This is a genomic window from Sulfurospirillum sp. (genome assembly GCF_036802865.1).
GTDB lineage: Bacteria > Campylobacterota > Campylobacteria > Campylobacterales > Sulfurospirillaceae > Sulfurospirillum.
This window is the reverse complement of the sequence record NZ_DAIRVK010000003.1, coordinates 273,632-289,556: the sequence shown is the minus strand read 5'-3', so window position 1 is coordinate 289,556 and position 15,925 is coordinate 273,632. Positions and strand designations below refer to the sequence as shown.

Below are 15,925 nucleotides of genomic sequence, written 5' to 3'. Positions count from 1 at the left end.
TGCGATAGGATTTCTCTTATCAGAATTATTTTGACACGAAATATTTAACGGTCTCATAAACTTTTTAATAGATTTATAAAATTATCAGGGTTATTCTTTTTTTGTTGCTTAGTTGCTTTTGTATGTCTTTTATTCTTTTTCTCAAAATCAGCTTCAGAACAGATAGCATATTTTATACTTCTTCTGATTGCATCAGGATATTGGGTCTATTGTTTAAAAGCGACAGATGAAACGAATGAAGCTCAGGTTTTGTTGGATATGTATATAAAAAAGGTAGGCTAATCATATACCACTAGCAATGGACGCTATAATAAAAAATTGAGGCGGAATGAGTGAAAATTTATTCTTTCTTTTTTTGCTTTTAAATGTTTGTTTAATAACTCGCCAACTCTTGTATCAATACCTTTGCTTCATCTTTATCAAAAAAAAGGTTAAACTCCAACTCTTTGGCAAATGTTTTGAGCAGAGCAATTTTTTTTGTTTGACGTTCATCAGCATTTTGAATGTTTGAGAGTTCTGTTTGCAGTCTTTGTCTGTACATCTGACGTATCTCTTCTTGTTTTTGAGGGCTTGATTTTGGTTTTGCTCTTGGTTTGAGCCAAAAATATATCGCGACAAAGGCGCAGCTAAAAAGAAGAATCTTTAGTAAATAGTCCATGAATGACCTTTATAGGTAAAATAGGTTTTGCATAAACAGTATATCCAACTGCGGGTGATAAAATTTAGACTTCTTTCATTTCTTAAACCACTTTTGTGTAAAATCTCCTAAACTAACACAAAGAGGAATCCCATGCATTTTACAACTCCCCTTAAAAGCAACAGCACCAAAATTATGCTTATTGGCAGTGGCGAACTTGGTAAAGAAGTCGTCATCGAAGCAACGCGTTTGGGCATTGAAACCGTAGCGGTGGATTCGTATCCGCAAGCACCCGCACATTTGGTTGCGAATAGAAGTTATGTCATCAATATGAAAAACAAAGAGGAACTTTTAGAGGTGATTCGCCGTGAGAAGCCTACGTATATCTTACCTGAGGTTGAAGCTTTGAGCATTGAAGCGCTCATTGAGGCGGAGAAAGAGGGCTTTTGCGTCATTCCTAATGCGGACGCGGTGAAAAAAACGATGAACCGTAAAAATATTCGTGAGTTTGCCGCTGAAAAGCTTGGGCTTAAAACCAGTGGTTACGTCTTTGTAAAAACGCTTGAAGAGTTACATCAAGCGACTAAAAAACTGGGTATTCCATGTGTGGTTAAACCAGTTATGAGTTCATCTGGGCATGGACAAAGTGTCATCAAAAGTGAGGCAGATATTCAAAAGTCATGGGAGATCGCCAAAGAAGCCAGAGGCGATGCGAGTGAACTCATCGTGGAAGAGTTTGTGCCGTTTGATTATGAGATTACGCTTTTAACCGTTCGTAATGGCAAAGAGACGGTCTTTTGTGAGCCAATAGGTCATATCCAAGAAAATGGGGACTATGTGCTCAGTTGGCAACCTGTGCCGATGAAGCCAGAAGTGCTAGCCAAAGCGCAAGTGATGGCAAAAACCGTCACCGATGGTTTAGGCGGTCGAGGACTTTTTGGCGTGGAATTTTTCGTGAAAAATGATGAAGTTTATTTTAGTGAACTGAGTCCTCGTCCACACGATACAGGCATGGTGACACTCATTACCCAAAGTCAAAGTGAATTTGCCCTGCATGTAAGAGCCGTTCTTGGCTTGCCACTTGATTTTACGTTTTACGGAGCAGGTGCGAGTGGTGCGTTTAAAAGCCTCAAAGAAGAGCATTTACCAACTCTGAGCATTCCAGAGGATGCCTTTTCTAAAAACTCTTTTGTACGTGTATTTGGAAAACCCGTAAGTCATGTGGGTCGTCGTATGGCGGTTGCGCTTGTGCTTGATGAAGTCGAAGCGGCGAAGAAAAAAGCGAAAGAGATTGTTTCAAAAATTATTGGATAATGCTAAAAAATTAACAAAATATTGATAAAAGAGGGCTATAATTAAAGTAGCCCACTTTTAAAGAGTTTTTATGAATAAACATATTGTTGAACAAACGGTTATTTTTTTCAGCGTTTCCAAATGGCTTTTGCTCTCCTCTGCTGTTGGAATTATGATAGGCGGACTGATCTCTGTTTTTTTAAAAATTCTTTCCATCGCTGAACAGACGCGGGGAACACTTCCTTTTCCTTACTATTTTACGCTTCCGTTTGCATTGATGCTCTCGTTGTGGATCGTGCGGACATTTGATAAAAATGCCGCGGGGCATGGCACTGAAAAAGTCATTGAAGCAGTGCATAAACGAGATGGTTATATCAATGCTAAAATCATTCCTGTGAAATTACTTGCAACCGTTATTACTATATTTTCAGGTGGTTCTGTAGGTAAAGAGGGACCGGGTGCTCAACTGGGTGCGGGTGCTGCTTCGTTTGTGGCAACACTGCTTAAATTTTCAAAATCAGATCGTAGAAAACTCGTCATTTGTGGCATTAGTGCAGGGTTCGCTTCGGTGTTTGGGACACCCATTGCAGGGGCTATCTTTGGTATTGAGGTGCTTATTATCGGGGTGATTATGTACGATGTTTTGCTTCCTTCTTTTATCGCAGGATTTGCCGCATTTACCACAGCGCAATTTTTGGGTGTAAAGTATCATTATTATGATATTAATGCGTATCGTGCTTTTAATTTAGATGTGTCGCTTATTGCACAAGTCATTCTTGCAGGTATTTTTTTTGGTATTGTGTCGGATTTATTTATTACGAGTGTCAATAAAATTGAAAAATGGATGAAAAAAATTCCTTACAATATTTATTTGAAAGCCTTTATTGCGGGTTTGATTATGGTTGTTGTGTCGTATTTTCTCTCTGAAAACTACTTAGGACTGGGGCTGTTGACTATTCGAGATGCATTAAGCCCTAACGCTTTGATTTCAAGCAATGTGCATTGGTATGATTTTATTTTGAAGACTATTTTTACCTCTTTGACCTTGGGGGCAGGAGGAAGTGGGGGTATTATTACTCCTGTTTTTTATGTGGGCGCTACAAGTGGTGCAATTTTTGGGGATATACTTGGGCACCATGTTGCATTGTTTGCGGCACTAGGGTTTGTCAGTGTGCTTGCAGGTACAACCAATTCGCCTATTGCTTCGATCATTATGGCAGTGGAACTTTTTGGAGTGCATATGGCAAATTATGCAGCACTCAGTGTGGTCATCGCTTTTTTAATTACAGGGCATCGCAGTATTTTTCAGTCTCAAAAACTAGCCCTTAAAAAAGCCGATAATATCTCTATTGGAGAAGGAACAGACCTTGACGATACGTCCATTAGCATTGATATGAAAGATATTGACAAAGTCAAGCGGCTCAAAAATAGGTTGCGGTATAAACGTTTACGTTGGCAAGTCAAAAATGCAAAGGATGATTTTAAATGAAAGAGCGCAAAATTCTTATAAGTGCTTGTTTGATTGGCGAAAAAGTTAAATACGATGGTAATGATAATTGTCTAAATGAGGCAATCATTCAACAATGGCACGAAGAGGGCGTTTTAGTCCCTTTATGTCCTGAAGTCTTAGGCGGGTTAAGTGTGCCTCGCCCTGCGTGTGAAGTGGTTGAAGGAACGCGCACGGTCATCTGTAAAACGGGGGAAGATGTGACGTACGAGTTTGACAAAGGGGCGCATGAAAGCCTACGCATTGCCCAAGAAGAGGGTGTTGTCATGGCCATCTTAAAAGCCAGAAGTCCATCGTGTGGTAAAGATATTATTTACGACGGTAGCTTTACGAGTACGCGAGTCCATGATTCTGGGATTACGTGTAAAGTACTGCAAGAGAGTGGCATTGCTGTTTTTGGTGAAGAAGAGTTAGCCTTAGCGGAAGCATTTTGGAATGCAAAGGGGAAAAATCCCCTTTGAGTTAGGCATTGTTTAAAATAGCTTCGATAGCTTTTTGTGTGTAAAGCTCGTTTGCACCTTCTCTGATGGCAGATTGTGCAGCATTTGCAGCGATGGCACTAATTGAATCGTGTGCGATAGAAACTTCTTTTAAACTGACAGGTGCTCCGATTTTAGAGAACCATTTTTTGAGTTCATCTATTCCTTCTTCTGCACTACTTTTTCCAAATATTTTTTCTGCAAAACGTTTAAATTGAGCAGGATTGTGTGTGTGAAACCATTTCATCCATGCAGGAATAACTATCGCCAAGCCTGCACCATGGGCTACATTGAAAAGTGCTGAAAGTGAGTGTTCGATCATATGATTAGGAAAGCCTGGAGGGTTTGTTCCTGCGGTTGTTGAGCCATTGAGTGCTTGTGTCGCCGCCCATGTAAACTCAGCCCTCGCGTTGTAATCTTCAGGATTTTTGAGCAAAATCTCAGTTGTCTCCATAACGGTCTGAATGATGCCCTCAACCATGCGTGATTGAAAATGTGGTTGATCGGGTGCTGTAAAATAACCCTCGATGACGTGAGCGATGATGTCAACGGCTGAATACGCCATGTAGTCGTTTGGTACGCTTTTGGTCAGCTCTGGGTTGAGAATAGAAAGACGTGGATAAATCAGTGTTGAGTGAATATGATACTTTTGCGCTGCTGCTTCGTTTGTTACAACGGCAAAACCGTTCATCTCGCTACCCGTGGCGGCTAACGTCATGATGGCATAGATAGGCAACGCTTTTTCAATGATTGCTTTTCCAATAAAAAAGTCCCACACATCGTTTGCGTATAGCGCTCCAACGGCGATGGTTTTAGCGCTATCAAGCACAGATCCTCCACCAATTGCAAGTACGGCTTGCACATTCTCTTTTTTAGCCAAAGCAATACCTTCGTTGACTTTGCTCAGTTTTGGGTTGCTCACGATGCCTGAAAGCTCGACCCAAGCGATGCCTTTTGCTTTAAGTGTAGAGGTTACTTTTTCATAAAGACCATCTGTTTTGATGCGTTCACTGCCATAGCAGAGCAAGACTTTTGTGATGTGAGCACTTGCAATCTCTGCACCTATAATATTCTCTTTCTCTTTTCCAAATTCAATTTTGGTGGGGTTATGATAGGTAAAATCAACCATACGTTCTCCTTCGTTTTTTTATGAGTGTATTATAGGCTTAAAGCGTCAATAAGCGGTAGAACATTTTAGTGTAGTTCTTGCCTATTCCTCCAAATTGTTTTATAATACACTCAAATGACTTCATAAGTGAGATAAATGGCCATGAGCAATGAATTGATGCATCTGCAACAAGAAGAACTTGTACAATTAATAGATAAATACGCTTCAAAAATGGGTGGCAGTCCTACTAGCGTGCCTTTTTTACGCTTTTTTTGTACCACTGAGCCTACAGAATTTTTGCATACACTCTATGAGCCTTCTTTGTGTATTATTGCTCAAGGCTCCAAAGCAGTGGGATTAGGGGAAGAGATGTTTTCGTATGATAAAAATGCCTATCTGATCTCCTCAGTGCATTTGCCTGCGCGTATTCAAATTCAAGAAGCATCATTAGAAAAGCCCTATTTATCGCTACAACTGAAGTTCTCGATGGATCAAATCTTGGAGATTCTTAACGAATCTGATACAGAGGAAAATAAAGAGAGCTGTCAATCACAATGTGGGCTTTACTTTGGAAAAAATTCCACACAGCTACTTGACCCCATCTTAAGATTGGTTAGGCTCCTTGAAACACCTAAAGATATAGCCATTCTCGCTCCGATGATTACGAGAGAAATTCTTTACCGCATCGTGCAAGATAAAGGCAGTGCGGTTATTCGGCAGTTTGCTAAAAATGGTAGCCTTGCGCAGCGTGTTGCCAAAGCAATTACGAAGATAAAAAATGATTTGGCAGAGCCTTTGCGCATTGAAACACTGGCAAAAGAGGTTGATATGAGTGCTTCATCCTTGCACTATCATTTCAAGCGTGTGACGACGATGAGTCCCTTGCAGTTTCAAAAGTCCTTGCGTTTGCAAGAAGCACGAAGGCTTTTAATGGTCGAAGAGATGGAAGCGAGCAATGTAGCCTTTCAAGTAGGTTATGAAAGCCCTTCGCAGTTTAGCCGCGAGTACGCGCGTCTTTTCGGACTTCCTCCGATGCGTGATGTGAAGCGTTTGAGAGGCTCTTTTGCGTCAGCGTAAACAAAGACTTCATCTGCGTTATTTTCGTATAATCAGGTAAATGGTTGAGCGACTCTTCATCGCTGGTAGTATTTGCTTTGAAGGTACTTTTCCCTGTCCACTCTAACGATTGGCTAAAAAAGCCAGTTTGGATGAAGTCATTGAGGGTACAAACTCGGTGATCTCATAGGTTGCTACGCCATGAATGTAAAAAGGATCATGGGTTATGACTGCTTCAATGTCAGCACGCGATGACGACAGCGCCATAATCAGCCCACCATCACGTGGAACTTTACGCCCCGAAGCGATGAAAATACCTTTTTCATAGTATGTTTTGAGAAATTCGACATGGGCACTTAAGTGCTTATCGACTTCTTCGAGAGACTTTTGGTAGCTAAGGGAGATAATAAACATGAAAGTTGTCCTACGTAGTATAAATTTGGTTTTGTACTTTTTTGGTCAGAGAGCCAAAAACAAGGTCGTATGAGTCATCGATCCATTCAAAAAGCATTGTATCGTCTATTTCACCCTCGCAGATGACGGTATTCCAATGTTTTTTATTCATATGATATCCCGCAATGACGCATTGATACATTTCTCGAAGTTCTCTGGCGTAAAAAGGATCGCATTTCAGATTGATGCGAGGAGGGTGACTCTCTTCATCGACCAAGGCAAAGATTTTGTTACCGACTTTAAAGACCGCTGTTGTTTCATCAAAAGGGTACTCTTTGAGCGCACCCATGTGGCTTAGACAGTAGTTTTCTAAAATCTCAGTTGTCATTTTATTTGCATCCGCAACTGTTTTCATGGTCATCTACCATACCACATGCTTGCATAAACGCGTAGAGGGTTGTTGAGCCTACAAATTTAAAGCCTCGTTTTTTGAGATCTTTGGTAAGTGAATCTGAAATGGGTGAGGTGCATGCAGCTGTTTTGTAATCAGGCACATCATTGACAATCGTTTTTCCATTTACATAAGCCCAGAAATAGGCATCTATTGAGCCAAATTCTTGAATGATGATTTGGAAGAGTTTTGCATTGGCAATGATCGCTTCAATTTTCGGTCGGCTTTTGATGACTTCACCTTCACTTAAAATGCGTTCAACATCCATTTCACCCAAATGCGCCACTTTTTCAAGAACAAAGCTTGCAAAGGCATTGCGGTAACCTTCACGTTTCTTAAGAATCGTAAGCCAACTTAGACCTGCAGATTGGGTTTCAAGACAAAAAAGTTCAAAGAGTGCGCGATCATCATGAAGAGGTTTTCCCCACTCCTCATCATGGTACGCTACATAGGTAGGATCACTGAGTTTGACCCAGCCACAACGTGAAAAATTTGGTACCATTTCTTTCTTCTCCTTAAAGAAGTATCGTGCTAAAATTGTAGCTAAATAGAGTTAACGAACAGGAAAGCTGATGTCCATTCACGTCATCGATTACATTAAAAAAAATTATAACGATCATGCGATTGAAGCCAATGGTATCGTGATAGCGCGTTATTTTTCGGTGCAAGATCACTACAAAGCCGAAGCATATATGGAACAAAATCTTCTCAATATCATTTTAGAGGGCAAAAAGATGCTTCATACTCACAATGGTGATGTTGAGGTCAAAGCAGGAGAGGCATTTTTTTTATCACGCGGTGAGTATGTGATGAGCGAGGTGTGTGAAAATGGAAATTATACATGTTTACTCATCTTTTTTGATGAAAACATTATTGCCCATTGGTTAACGTCAGTTTTACAAGAAATGCCTTTACCCGTATCGATGCTCAACGCCAAGCCAGAGCCTTTTTGTAAGATAGAACTCACGCCTATCATGAAAAGTACTGCACTTTCTCTTTTACCTTTTATTGAACAGAAGCCTGCCTTTGTGGATAAGATTTTGGCATTAAAACTGCAAGAACTGTTACTGTTGCTCTTAGGCTCTCGTGAGGGCGAAAAACTGGTCTCATTCTTTCAGACACTCCTTCCCCGAGGGATTGATCTTAAAGTGTTTATGGAAGAATGTTTTACCCAAAATTGGAGCATTGCAGAGTTTGCGAAACGCAGTGGCAGAAGTTTGAGTGCGTTTAAAACAGAGTTTGCATTGCAATTAAATACCTCACCTATGAAGTGGATATTAGATAAGAGAGTGGAACGGGCACATTTCTTAATTAAAAAAGGAGGACTTAGTATTGGGGAGGCGTCATTTAGGGCAGGCTTTAAAAGCCAGTCTCACTTTACACGACTCTTCAAAGAGCGCTATGCACAAGCACCGAAAAACTTCACAGATAAAAAGTAGAACTTTACAGACTAACGCTGAAGTTCTTTTTACCTGTAAAATAATCCTTGAAATTTAAAATAAAAGGATTTTTATGAAAATTAGACATGGTATCATAGCGCTCTTATTGGGTGTCAGTTCACTATTTTCAGGCGAATTTACGCTTTTGAGTAGTGATCTTGCTGGACAATTAACGAAAACACAAGAAGATTCAGGTTTTGGGTGTGATGGACTAGGTATCTCACCAGAACTGCATTGGATCAATGCGCCAATTGGCACGAAGAGTTTTGCAATAACCGTGTACGACCCCGATGCTCCAACGGGAAGTGGCTGGTGGCATTGGGTTGTTTTTAACATTCCATCTACCACAGTATCTTTACCAACAAACTTTGGTGATATGAGCAAGCCCGTTAGTATTTCAGCGGTACAAAGTATCACGGATGCTGGAAAAGGAGGTTTTACAGGGGCATGCCCACCTAAAGGAGATAAAGCGCACCGTTATTTTTTTACGGTTCATGCTCTAAGCGTCGATAAGCTCCCGTTGGATGCTTCTGCTTCACCTGCCCTTGTTGGTTTTATGCTCAATGCACATACGCTTTCAAAAGCGACATTGGTTTCGTACTATCAACGTTAAGTTTTTACGTTATTTGAATCACAAAAGAGAGAAAAAGACTCCTATTAACTTTTTGTTTACGAAAGATTAATAGAGCGTTTAAACAACTACTCTATACTTTCACTACCAAGACAATTACCTCCTTTTTGTGAATCACTTAACAACTTTAAAAATCAGCTTCCAGATTGCCCGGTCTGGAAGCTTTTTTTATGCCTAATTTTAAAAATAAAAGCTTTTTTGCCTCAAAGCTGAATATGTTATAATCCTCTCTATGAAAACACTTCTAATCATCATCCTTTTTTTTACGTATCCTCTTTTTGCAGCCACATTGCATCTTCCCATTTCAGCCAATCCCAGTCGTCTCAATCCTATCCTTTCCACCGATAAAACCAGTTCAGATGTTGCACAGTGGATTTTTAATGGATTGATCAAATACGATAAAGATGCGAATATTATCCCCGATCTTGCGCAAAGTTACCACTTTGTGGATGACACGACATTGATCTTTGAGCTAAAGCATGATGTTCAATGGAGTGATGGAACACTTTTTACTGCACGAGATGTTCTCTTTACCTATGAGACAATTATTTCTCCTAAAATTTTTACACCGTATGCATCAGGATTTATGCACATTAAATACGTGAAAATGTTAGATGAATTTACGGTAGAAGTGAAATACAAATATCCTTATTTTAAAGCGCTTGAAGTGTGGATGATGGAGATATTGCCAGAACATAAGCTTAAAAATGAAGCGGATCTGATGACAAGTAAATTCAATCAAAATCCACTGGGAACAGGCCCTTACACACTCACACAATTTAACATCTCTAAAGATATTGTTTTAGATGGCAATCCACATTATTTTATTCACAAGCCTAATCTTGATCAGATTATTTTTCACTATTTACCGGATCGTTCGGCAGAATTTTTGATGCTCAAGTCTTATAAGCTTGATGTTGGTTCACTTTCCCCTTTGCAATTAGAGCGTCAAATTGATGCAAATTTTCGCAAACACTATGCTATTTATGAAGACATCGCTCATAATTTTTCGTATATGGGATTTAATTTAAGATCTGAGAAATTTAAAGACCCACGCGTTCGTGAAGCACTCTCTTTAGCGATTGATCGTCAGGAGTTGGTCGATATTTTATATTTTGGACATGGCAAAGTTTGCACAGGACCTTTTTTACCAGGAACAGGTGCCTTTAATGAAAGCGTTAAAGCGCCAAGACCTAATATTGAAAAAGCAAAAGCTCTTTTGAAAGAAGCAGGCTATGATGAGTCGCATCCTTTTGCGTTTGAACTGAGTACGAGTGCCAATGGAAGTGGCAGTTACTCGGCACAAATTCTCCAACATCAACTCAAAAAAGCGGGTGTTGTGATGAAACTTCGTATTATGGAGTGGCAAGCATTTTTAAATACAGTTATAACACCTCGTAAGTTTGAAGCTGTTTTAATGGGCTGGTCTTTAGGGCTTAAGCCTGATGCCTACAGCATTTGGCACAGTGAGTCAAGCCGTAAAGGTGGGTTTAATTTTATTGGTTATGAAAATCTTGAAGTAGATCAATGGATTAAAGAAGCTGAACAAATAGTTGACCAAGAAAAATTTGATGCGCTCTATCGGAAAATTTTTGCAAAAATCGTTGCCGACAATCCGTATCTCTTTTTGGTAATTCCTAATGAAATCACGGTTGTTAATAAAGAGATCACACCTGTTTCAACCTCGATAATTGGGGTTATGCACAATGCCATTGATTGGATTAAACCAGAATATTAATCTTCATATACTCAAATCTGTGCTATAATTCTCCTCTTCACACACAAAATCTTAGAAATATTAGGTTAAAGGAAAAAACATGAAAAAAACTTTGTTTTCATTAGCGGCAGTAGCATCTATGGCATTTGCAGCACCAACTGCATACAACTATGAGGTAACACCAACTATCGGTGGTGTTTTATCAGAGGGAAATCTTGATCTTAAAAATCAATTGACATACGGTTTGAGATTTGGTATCAACCTTGACAACAATATTGTAAGTCAAATTGAGCTTGGTTACGATAGAACAGACAATGTTGATTACAAAGCAGGTAGAACGGATGATACAGACTTCAACCGATACTATGCAAACATCGTGAAAGAGTATAAACTTACTCCAGAAGCTAGTTTGTATGCTTTAATTGGTCTTGGTTATGAAGATGTCAGCAATGTACAACTTCAAAATAGAGACAGTATGTTCGCACAATACGGTGGTGGTGTAAAATATTGGGTAACTGATAGTTTTGCACTTAAAGCGGAAGTTCGTCATGCTATTAAATTCCAAGGTGGTGATAACAACATGTTCTACAGCCTTGGCTTTACCATTCCTTTCGACGCAAAATCTGCACCAATTGCAGCAAAAGCAGCACCAGTTGTAGCACCAGTTGTAGCAAAAGCAGCTCCAATTGATAGCGATGGTGATGGTGTATACGATGATAAAGATAAATGTCCAAATACTCCAAAAGGTACCGTTGTTGACGCTGATGGTTGTCCAAAAATCATTCGTTTACATGTAAAATTTGATTTTGACAAATCAGCTGTAAAACCTGAATTCATGCCTGAGATTCAAAAAGTTGCAGACTTTATGAAACAAAATCCAGGTTACAGTGTTGTACTTGAAGGACATACCGATTCTAAAGGTAGTGATGCTTATAACCAAAAACTTTCAGACCAACGTGCAAAAGCAGTTGCAAAAGCTTTATCAACACTTGGTATTGCTAATGCAAAAATCACGACTGAAGCGTTTGGTGAGAGTAAACCTGTAACAACTAACGACACTGAAGCTGGTCGTGCGGAAAACAGAAGAGTTGACGCCGTTTTCAAAAAATAATTTAGGATTATAATGAATTTACATATGGATTTAAGCTGGACTGTTATTGTCAATTTTGTCACTCTTTACGGGATGAAAGTACTTGCTTCTTTACTGATTTTTTTTATTGGTAAGAAAATAGCCGCTCTTTTAACAGCGATTGTTGTTAAAGGAATGCGCAAGTCAAAAATTGATGAAACCATTACCAGCTTTTTTTCCAATGTAATTTATTTTGGTCTTTTGGTGGTGATAATCCTAGCGGCTTTAAGCAATTTAGGCATTAACACCACCTCTTTTCTAGCCGTTCTTGGTACTGCAGGACTTGCGATTGGCTTAGCGCTTCAAGGTACTCTTTCTAATGTCGGTGCTGGCATTTTACTCGTATTTTTCCGTCCTTTTAAAATTGGTCATTCTGTACAAGTTGCAGGAGAAAATGGCACGGTTGAAGAGTTGAATCTTTTCAGTGTCGTTCTTAAAACAGGTGATAATAAACAAATTATCATCCCCAATTCTGCTGTCATTGGTAAAAATATCATCAATTTTTCCGCAAAACCTACCTCTCGTGTTGATTTGACCTTTAATATTGGTTATGAAGATGACCTTCGTTTGGCAAAAGAGACATTGCAAGAGATTGTTGATAAAGAGTCAAAAGTCCTAAATGAACCTGCTCCGTTTGTTGCCGTAAGCGAATTAGCACAAACGAGTGTAAAACTTGTGGTACGTTTTTGGGTGAAAAATGAAGACACTGCAACGGTGAGTTTTTCTATGACAGAGAAAGTGAAGCTTGCGTTTGATGAAAAGAGGATAAGTATTCCTCATCCTCCTTTGTCCGAGTCTTAATTACTACTTTCCAAATACCTGTTGAATAATGGAGCTTCCACTAGCAAGTGGGTTGCTGCGAAGGGCTTTTTCTTTTTCTGCTATCATATAAAAAAGTCCATCAAGCGTCTTGCGACCAATATAATCTTCAATATTTTCATCTCCACTCGGAACGGCATCTCCCATTCCAAATCCTTTTGCAATAGATGACGCTTGTCCAACCATTGCGTTATTGGAAAGTCCTGATGTGGCACTACTTCCACCTGTAAAACCTTTAAGGCTCTGGTAAGAACTCATGACTTGACTTTCACTCATACTCTCTTTGATAATCGGCATAATGGCACTGAGCAATTTCGTTCCAGCTTTTGTTTTGAAATAATCTGTTGCGGCAGTATTACTACCCTTGACGATAGCATTCGCATCTTCAACACTCATCGCTGAGATGGTATCACTCAAAATAGAAGCTGTTTTTGGTACGGATTTACTTGCCGCACTGTTCATAGTTTTAACAAAATCATCCACGTAACTTTTTCCACCCAATTTTTCAGCAGCGGTTGCTACAGGTTTCATAGATGCGGGGAGTGGAATTTTCACAGCACTGTTGTTGAGAAATCCTCCTTCTTTGCCAAGAAGAGAAACGGCTTGTTGGGCACCAAGACTCAGGGCTTCTTTGATGCCTGAAGTTGCACTGCTTTGCGAGGTATTCGCTCCCGCTTGTGAGGTTGTTTTAGGGGTTGATGTCTCGTTGATTGCTGTATTGACAGCATCTTGCCAGTTGGCGGCACACAGTAAAAGTGGTGCCAAAAGAATCAGTTTTTTGGATAACATATTTCTCCTTTATAATGCTCTGAAAGTCTATTGTTTTGAAAACAACAAGATCTACCAACACGTATAAAAATTTTGTGGTTGGTAGATCTTTTAGATTTTTGTAACAATTTTAAAAACCATCTCTTGTCTATCAAACAAGTCCTATCCATTTCCAATACGTTGCAGCGAGCAACAAGATCAAGCCATACGCTATAATCGTAAGTGGAATACCCGTCTTAATAAACTCTTTTACCGTAAATGTATCGGTTCCATAGGCTATCATATTTTGTGGAGCATTGACAGGTAAAATAAAACCAAAACTAATAACATATTGTAAAATCATGGTCATACCAATTATATTGAGTCCTGGTGTTTTAACTTCTTGTAGCATTGATATAATAATAGGAATCATGGCAGCTGCCAAAGCTGTTGCTGATGCAAAACCTAAATGAATAATGATCAAAAAAAGTGCCAAAATAGCAAGTATCATAAATGCAGAAGAGTATGAAAGTCCAAAGAATGGGACTATGGACTTTGCTAGCCAAACACCCGCTTTTGTTGTTATGATAGCACTTCCTAAACTGATACCAACTCCAAACAAAAAAAGCGTTCCCCAAGCCATTTTTTTACTTGCATCTTCCCATGTTAAGATGTCGATTTTAGGTAAAAACATCAAAGTAACAGCGACAACAGTAATAGATGAAGTGTCAAAACGATGAATTAAAGTCTTTGCCAAATCACCTTTTATCCCAAAATCACCAAAAGTTTTCTGCTCCAACACCCAAAAGAGCAAGAGAAATACAGAAATGACAACAAGTTTGATCTCTTGTGCTGTAATTTTTCCTAAAGCTTCCAGCTCTTTTTTAATAACGGCTTTTCCACCTTCAATCTCTTTGACTTCAGGAGGCATGATTTTTAGAAGAACAAAATAGAGTGCAATAGACATCAAAACTGAAAAAGGTAGAGCTGCAATAAACCATTCACCCCAACTAATGTCATGTCCTAAAATCTGTTTAATGAAGTTCGTTGCAATCATATTTTGTGCAGCGGCCGTTTTGACGCCCACATTCCAAATGCTATCAGCTTGCGCAATAGCTATCATTAAAATGGCTGCAAATTTGGTGCGTTTTTCTATACCAAACGCTGAAATGACACCCATAACAATCGGTACCATACAGGCAACTCTAGCCGTTGTTGATGGTACAAAAAAACTAAGTATACACCCTGTCAAAATGATACCAATTAAAATGCGATTTGTTTTGGCTCCAACTATAGAGAGGATATTAAGAGCAATTCTTTTATCAAGTCCTGTTTTCATCATGGCGATAGAAATAACAAGTGCTGCTCCAACCAATGCCCAAGCCGTATTTGAAAATCCACCTAGTGACATGGTCAATGCTTTCGATGTGCCAATAAATTTGTCTGGTTGTGCCATGTCTGGTGCAAAACCAAGAAGCAATACCATCAATGTTATGATGATCGCTGCACTCACTGGATAAGAAGTACATTCAGTCATCCAAAGAATAACAGAGAAAACTAAAAGACCTAGCATTCTATGCCCTGCTATGGTTAGTCCCTCCGGTGTTGGCAATGAAATGATAATACATAAAATTATCAACGATACAAACAAGCCATACTGTTTTAAAAAAGCGCCCATTCTAAACCTCCATAAATTCAAATAAACTGCTGGTAAAACAATAAAGCTTTTTGTTTTACTAGTAGTTTGGGTTATAATAATACTTTACAAGTAAAAGCAATATTAAGGGTGAAGATGAAGACAATTTTATTTGATTTAGACGGTACGTTGATTGATTCGACCGATGCAATTTTAGAGAGTTTTGGTGTAGCGTATGAGACATTTGGACGCTTTGTACCAGAGAATGAGCAGATTAAAAAGCTTATCGGACATCCTTTGGATAAAATGTTTATGATGCTTGGAATTGATGCCTTAGAAGCCAATGATTATGTTAATGCTTATAAAGGGCATTACAGACTTATTTCTCGCAAAAAAACGACGCTTTTGCCTCTTGCATTTGAAGCCATTAAACACGCTTCTAAAATTGCAACATTAGGTGTTGTAACCACTAAAACAGCGCAGTATTCAGAAGAACTTTTAGAACATTTAGGTGTGATGCACCACTTCAAGGTGCTTATTGGGAGAGAGAGTGTTACGCATCCTAAACCTCACCCTGAACCTATTCAAAAAGCGCTCTTAGCACTTAACGCGGATCCCATTCAGACATGGATGGTCGGCGATACCCCTATGGATCTTATCAGCGCGAAAGAAGCTGGGGTGAAAAGTATTGGTGTTTTGTGTGGTTACAGTACGAAACTTGAGCTTGAAAAGCACACTTCCCTTGTAGTTCATGATGCATTAGATGCTGTTAAAGAGATTGCTAAACACCTATAGTTTTGTTATATCTTTATCATATTTTTAGACTATGATTTTGCGTAAGGCTTGGTTAAACTTTCATTAAATTGCAGGCTCTTAAGTTTCA

Annotated in this window: 17 protein-coding genes; 10 read left to right on the top strand and 7 right to left on the bottom strand. The window is 39.2% G+C overall.

Annotated features, from left to right (window positions below):
* Nucleotides 1–373 precede the first annotated feature (373 nt).
* Entirely contained in the window at nt 374–658 is a 285-nt protein-coding gene (locus tag V7Q04_RS09180) for a hypothetical protein (RefSeq protein WP_333804703.1), read from the bottom strand.
* 132 nt (nt 659–790) lie between these two features.
* On the opposite strand from V7Q04_RS09180, the gene purT reads away from it, so the two are divergent.
* The 3 genes from purT to V7Q04_RS09165 all read left to right on the top strand — a co-directional run bounded on the left by purT (nt 791) and on the right by V7Q04_RS09165 (nt 3,898).
* Nucleotides 791–1,951 (top strand): formate-dependent phosphoribosylglycinamide formyltransferase, encoded by a 1,161-nt coding sequence (purT, locus tag V7Q04_RS09175; protein ID WP_333804702.1) that lies wholly within the window; start codon nt 791–793, stop codon nt 1,949–1,951.
* Nucleotides 1,952–2,021: 70 nt separating this feature from the next.
* Nucleotides 2,022–3,419 carry a chloride channel protein gene (locus tag V7Q04_RS09170; protein WP_333804701.1) on the top strand — a complete coding sequence of 466 codons (1,398 nt, stop codon included), beginning with the start codon at nt 2,022–2,024 and terminating at the stop codon, nt 3,417–3,419.
* Entirely contained in the window at nt 3,416–3,898 is a 483-nt protein-coding gene (locus tag V7Q04_RS09165; protein ID WP_333804700.1) for a DUF523 domain-containing protein, read from the top strand. Before V7Q04_RS09170 ends, V7Q04_RS09165 begins: the two co-directional genes overlap by 4 nt.
* A 1-nt stretch (nt 3,899) precedes the next feature.
* On the opposite strand, the gene V7Q04_RS09160 is transcribed toward V7Q04_RS09165, so the two are convergent.
* The gene (locus tag V7Q04_RS09160) at nt 3,900–5,045 is read right to left on the bottom strand and encodes an iron-containing alcohol dehydrogenase (protein ID WP_333804699.1); all 1,146 of its coding nucleotides are present in this window, start codon (nt 5,043–5,045) and stop codon (nt 3,900–3,902) included.
* Nucleotides 5,046–5,186: 141 nt separating this feature from the next.
* Between V7Q04_RS09160 and V7Q04_RS09155 the strand changes: the two genes are divergently transcribed.
* Nucleotides 5,187–6,101, top strand: a complete 915-nt coding sequence (locus V7Q04_RS09155; protein WP_333804698.1) for an AraC family transcriptional regulator — start codon at nt 5,187–5,189, stop codon at nt 6,099–6,101.
* 102 nt (nt 6,102–6,203) lie between these two features.
* On the opposite strand, the gene V7Q04_RS09150 is transcribed toward V7Q04_RS09155, so the two are convergent.
* The 3 genes from V7Q04_RS09150 to V7Q04_RS09140 are packed head-to-tail and all read right to left on the bottom strand — an operon-like array spanning nt 6,204 to nt 7,426.
* Nucleotides 6,204–6,494, bottom strand: a complete 291-nt coding sequence (locus V7Q04_RS09150) for a YciI family protein (RefSeq protein ID WP_333804697.1) — start codon at nt 6,492–6,494, stop codon at nt 6,204–6,206.
* Between the two features lie 10 nt (nt 6,495–6,504).
* Nucleotides 6,505–6,888, bottom strand: a complete 384-nt coding sequence (locus V7Q04_RS09145; RefSeq protein ID WP_333804696.1) for an MmcQ/YjbR family DNA-binding protein — start codon at nt 6,886–6,888, stop codon at nt 6,505–6,507.
* A complete protein-coding gene (locus tag V7Q04_RS09140) occupies nt 6,863–7,426 on the bottom strand; it encodes a DNA-3-methyladenine glycosylase I (protein WP_333804695.1) in 564 nt (187 codons plus the stop codon). The genes V7Q04_RS09145 and V7Q04_RS09140 overlap by 26 nt, the downstream gene beginning before the upstream one ends.
* A 70-nt stretch (nt 7,427–7,496) precedes the next feature.
* Between V7Q04_RS09140 and V7Q04_RS09135 the strand changes: the two genes are divergently transcribed.
* The 5 genes from V7Q04_RS09135 to V7Q04_RS09115 all read left to right on the top strand — a co-directional run bounded on the left by V7Q04_RS09135 (nt 7,497) and on the right by V7Q04_RS09115 (nt 12,641).
* A complete protein-coding gene (locus V7Q04_RS09135; protein WP_333804694.1) occupies nt 7,497–8,363 on the top strand; it encodes a helix-turn-helix transcriptional regulator in 867 nt (288 codons plus the stop codon).
* A gap of 73 nt (nt 8,364–8,436) precedes the next feature.
* Complete coding sequence (locus tag V7Q04_RS09130) at nt 8,437–8,976, top strand: YbhB/YbcL family Raf kinase inhibitor-like protein (RefSeq protein ID WP_333804693.1); 540 nt, start codon at nt 8,437–8,439, stop codon at nt 8,974–8,976.
* Between the two features lie 250 nt (nt 8,977–9,226).
* The gene (locus V7Q04_RS09125; RefSeq protein WP_333804692.1) at nt 9,227–10,732 is read left to right on the top strand and encodes a peptide-binding protein; all 1,506 of its coding nucleotides are present in this window, start codon (nt 9,227–9,229) and stop codon (nt 10,730–10,732) included.
* A gap of 79 nt (nt 10,733–10,811) precedes the next feature.
* Nucleotides 10,812–11,822 (top strand): OmpA family protein, encoded by a 1,011-nt coding sequence (locus V7Q04_RS09120; protein ID WP_333804691.1) that lies wholly within the window; start codon nt 10,812–10,814, stop codon nt 11,820–11,822.
* Nucleotides 11,823–11,834: 12 nt separating this feature from the next.
* Nucleotides 11,835–12,641, top strand: coding sequence for a mechanosensitive ion channel family protein (locus tag V7Q04_RS09115; RefSeq protein WP_333804689.1), 807 nt, complete (start codon nt 11,835–11,837; stop codon nt 12,639–12,641).
* Between the two features lie 3 nt (nt 12,642–12,644).
* On the opposite strand, the gene V7Q04_RS09110 is transcribed toward V7Q04_RS09115, so the two are convergent.
* On the bottom strand, nt 12,645–13,448 hold the full coding sequence (locus V7Q04_RS09110) for a DUF4197 domain-containing protein (protein ID WP_333804688.1): 804 nt from the start codon (nt 13,446–13,448) through the stop codon (nt 12,645–12,647).
* Nucleotides 13,449–13,578: 130 nt separating this feature from the next.
* A complete protein-coding gene (locus V7Q04_RS09105) occupies nt 13,579–15,084 on the bottom strand; it encodes a DASS family sodium-coupled anion symporter (protein ID WP_333804687.1) in 1,506 nt (501 codons plus the stop codon).
* Between the two features lie 114 nt (nt 15,085–15,198).
* Here V7Q04_RS09105 and V7Q04_RS09100 point away from each other — a divergent pair, with 114 nt between their 5' ends.
* Nucleotides 15,199–15,837 carry an HAD family hydrolase gene (locus V7Q04_RS09100; RefSeq protein WP_333804686.1) on the top strand — a complete coding sequence of 213 codons (639 nt, stop codon included), beginning with the start codon at nt 15,199–15,201 and terminating at the stop codon, nt 15,835–15,837.
* The last annotated feature ends 88 nt before the right edge of the window (nt 15,838–15,925 follow it).

Bases quoted from the DNA above. Each gene is read 5' to 3' on its own strand.
- V7Q04_RS09180 (WP_333804703.1), bottom strand. From the start codon at position 658: ATGGACTATTTACTAAAGATTCTTCTTTTTAGCTGCGCCTTTGTCGCG.
- purT (WP_333804702.1), top strand. From the start codon at position 791: ATGCATTTTACAACTCCCCTTAAAAGCAACAGCACCAAAATTATGCTT.
- V7Q04_RS09170 (WP_333804701.1), top strand. From the start codon at position 2,022: ATGAATAAACATATTGTTGAACAAACGGTTATTTTTTTCAGCGTTTCC.
- V7Q04_RS09165 (WP_333804700.1), top strand. From the start codon at position 3,416: ATGAAAGAGCGCAAAATTCTTATAAGTGCTTGTTTGATTGGCGAAAAA.
- V7Q04_RS09160 (WP_333804699.1), bottom strand. From the start codon at position 5,045: ATGGTTGATTTTACCTATCATAACCCCACCAAAATTGAATTTGGAAAA.
- V7Q04_RS09155 (WP_333804698.1), top strand. From the start codon at position 5,187: ATGAGCAATGAATTGATGCATCTGCAACAAGAAGAACTTGTACAATTA.
- V7Q04_RS09150 (WP_333804697.1), bottom strand. From the start codon at position 6,494: ATGTTTATTATCTCCCTTAGCTACCAAAAGTCTCTCGAAGAAGTCGAT.
- V7Q04_RS09145 (WP_333804696.1), bottom strand. From the start codon at position 6,888: ATGAAAACAGTTGCGGATGCAAATAAAATGACAACTGAGATTTTAGAA.
- V7Q04_RS09140 (WP_333804695.1), bottom strand. From the start codon at position 7,426: ATGGTACCAAATTTTTCACGTTGTGGCTGGGTCAAACTCAGTGATCCT.
- V7Q04_RS09135 (WP_333804694.1), top strand. From the start codon at position 7,497: ATGTCCATTCACGTCATCGATTACATTAAAAAAAATTATAACGATCAT.
- V7Q04_RS09130 (WP_333804693.1), top strand. From the start codon at position 8,437: ATGAAAATTAGACATGGTATCATAGCGCTCTTATTGGGTGTCAGTTCA.
- V7Q04_RS09125 (WP_333804692.1), top strand. From the start codon at position 9,227: ATGAAAACACTTCTAATCATCATCCTTTTTTTTACGTATCCTCTTTTT.
- V7Q04_RS09120 (WP_333804691.1), top strand. From the start codon at position 10,812: ATGAAAAAAACTTTGTTTTCATTAGCGGCAGTAGCATCTATGGCATTT.
- V7Q04_RS09115 (WP_333804689.1), top strand. From the start codon at position 11,835: ATGAATTTACATATGGATTTAAGCTGGACTGTTATTGTCAATTTTGTC.
- V7Q04_RS09110 (WP_333804688.1), bottom strand. From the start codon at position 13,448: ATGTTATCCAAAAAACTGATTCTTTTGGCACCACTTTTACTGTGTGCC.
- V7Q04_RS09105 (WP_333804687.1), bottom strand. From the start codon at position 15,084: ATGGGCGCTTTTTTAAAACAGTATGGCTTGTTTGTATCGTTGATAATT.
- V7Q04_RS09100 (WP_333804686.1), top strand. From the start codon at position 15,199: ATGAAGACAATTTTATTTGATTTAGACGGTACGTTGATTGATTCGACC.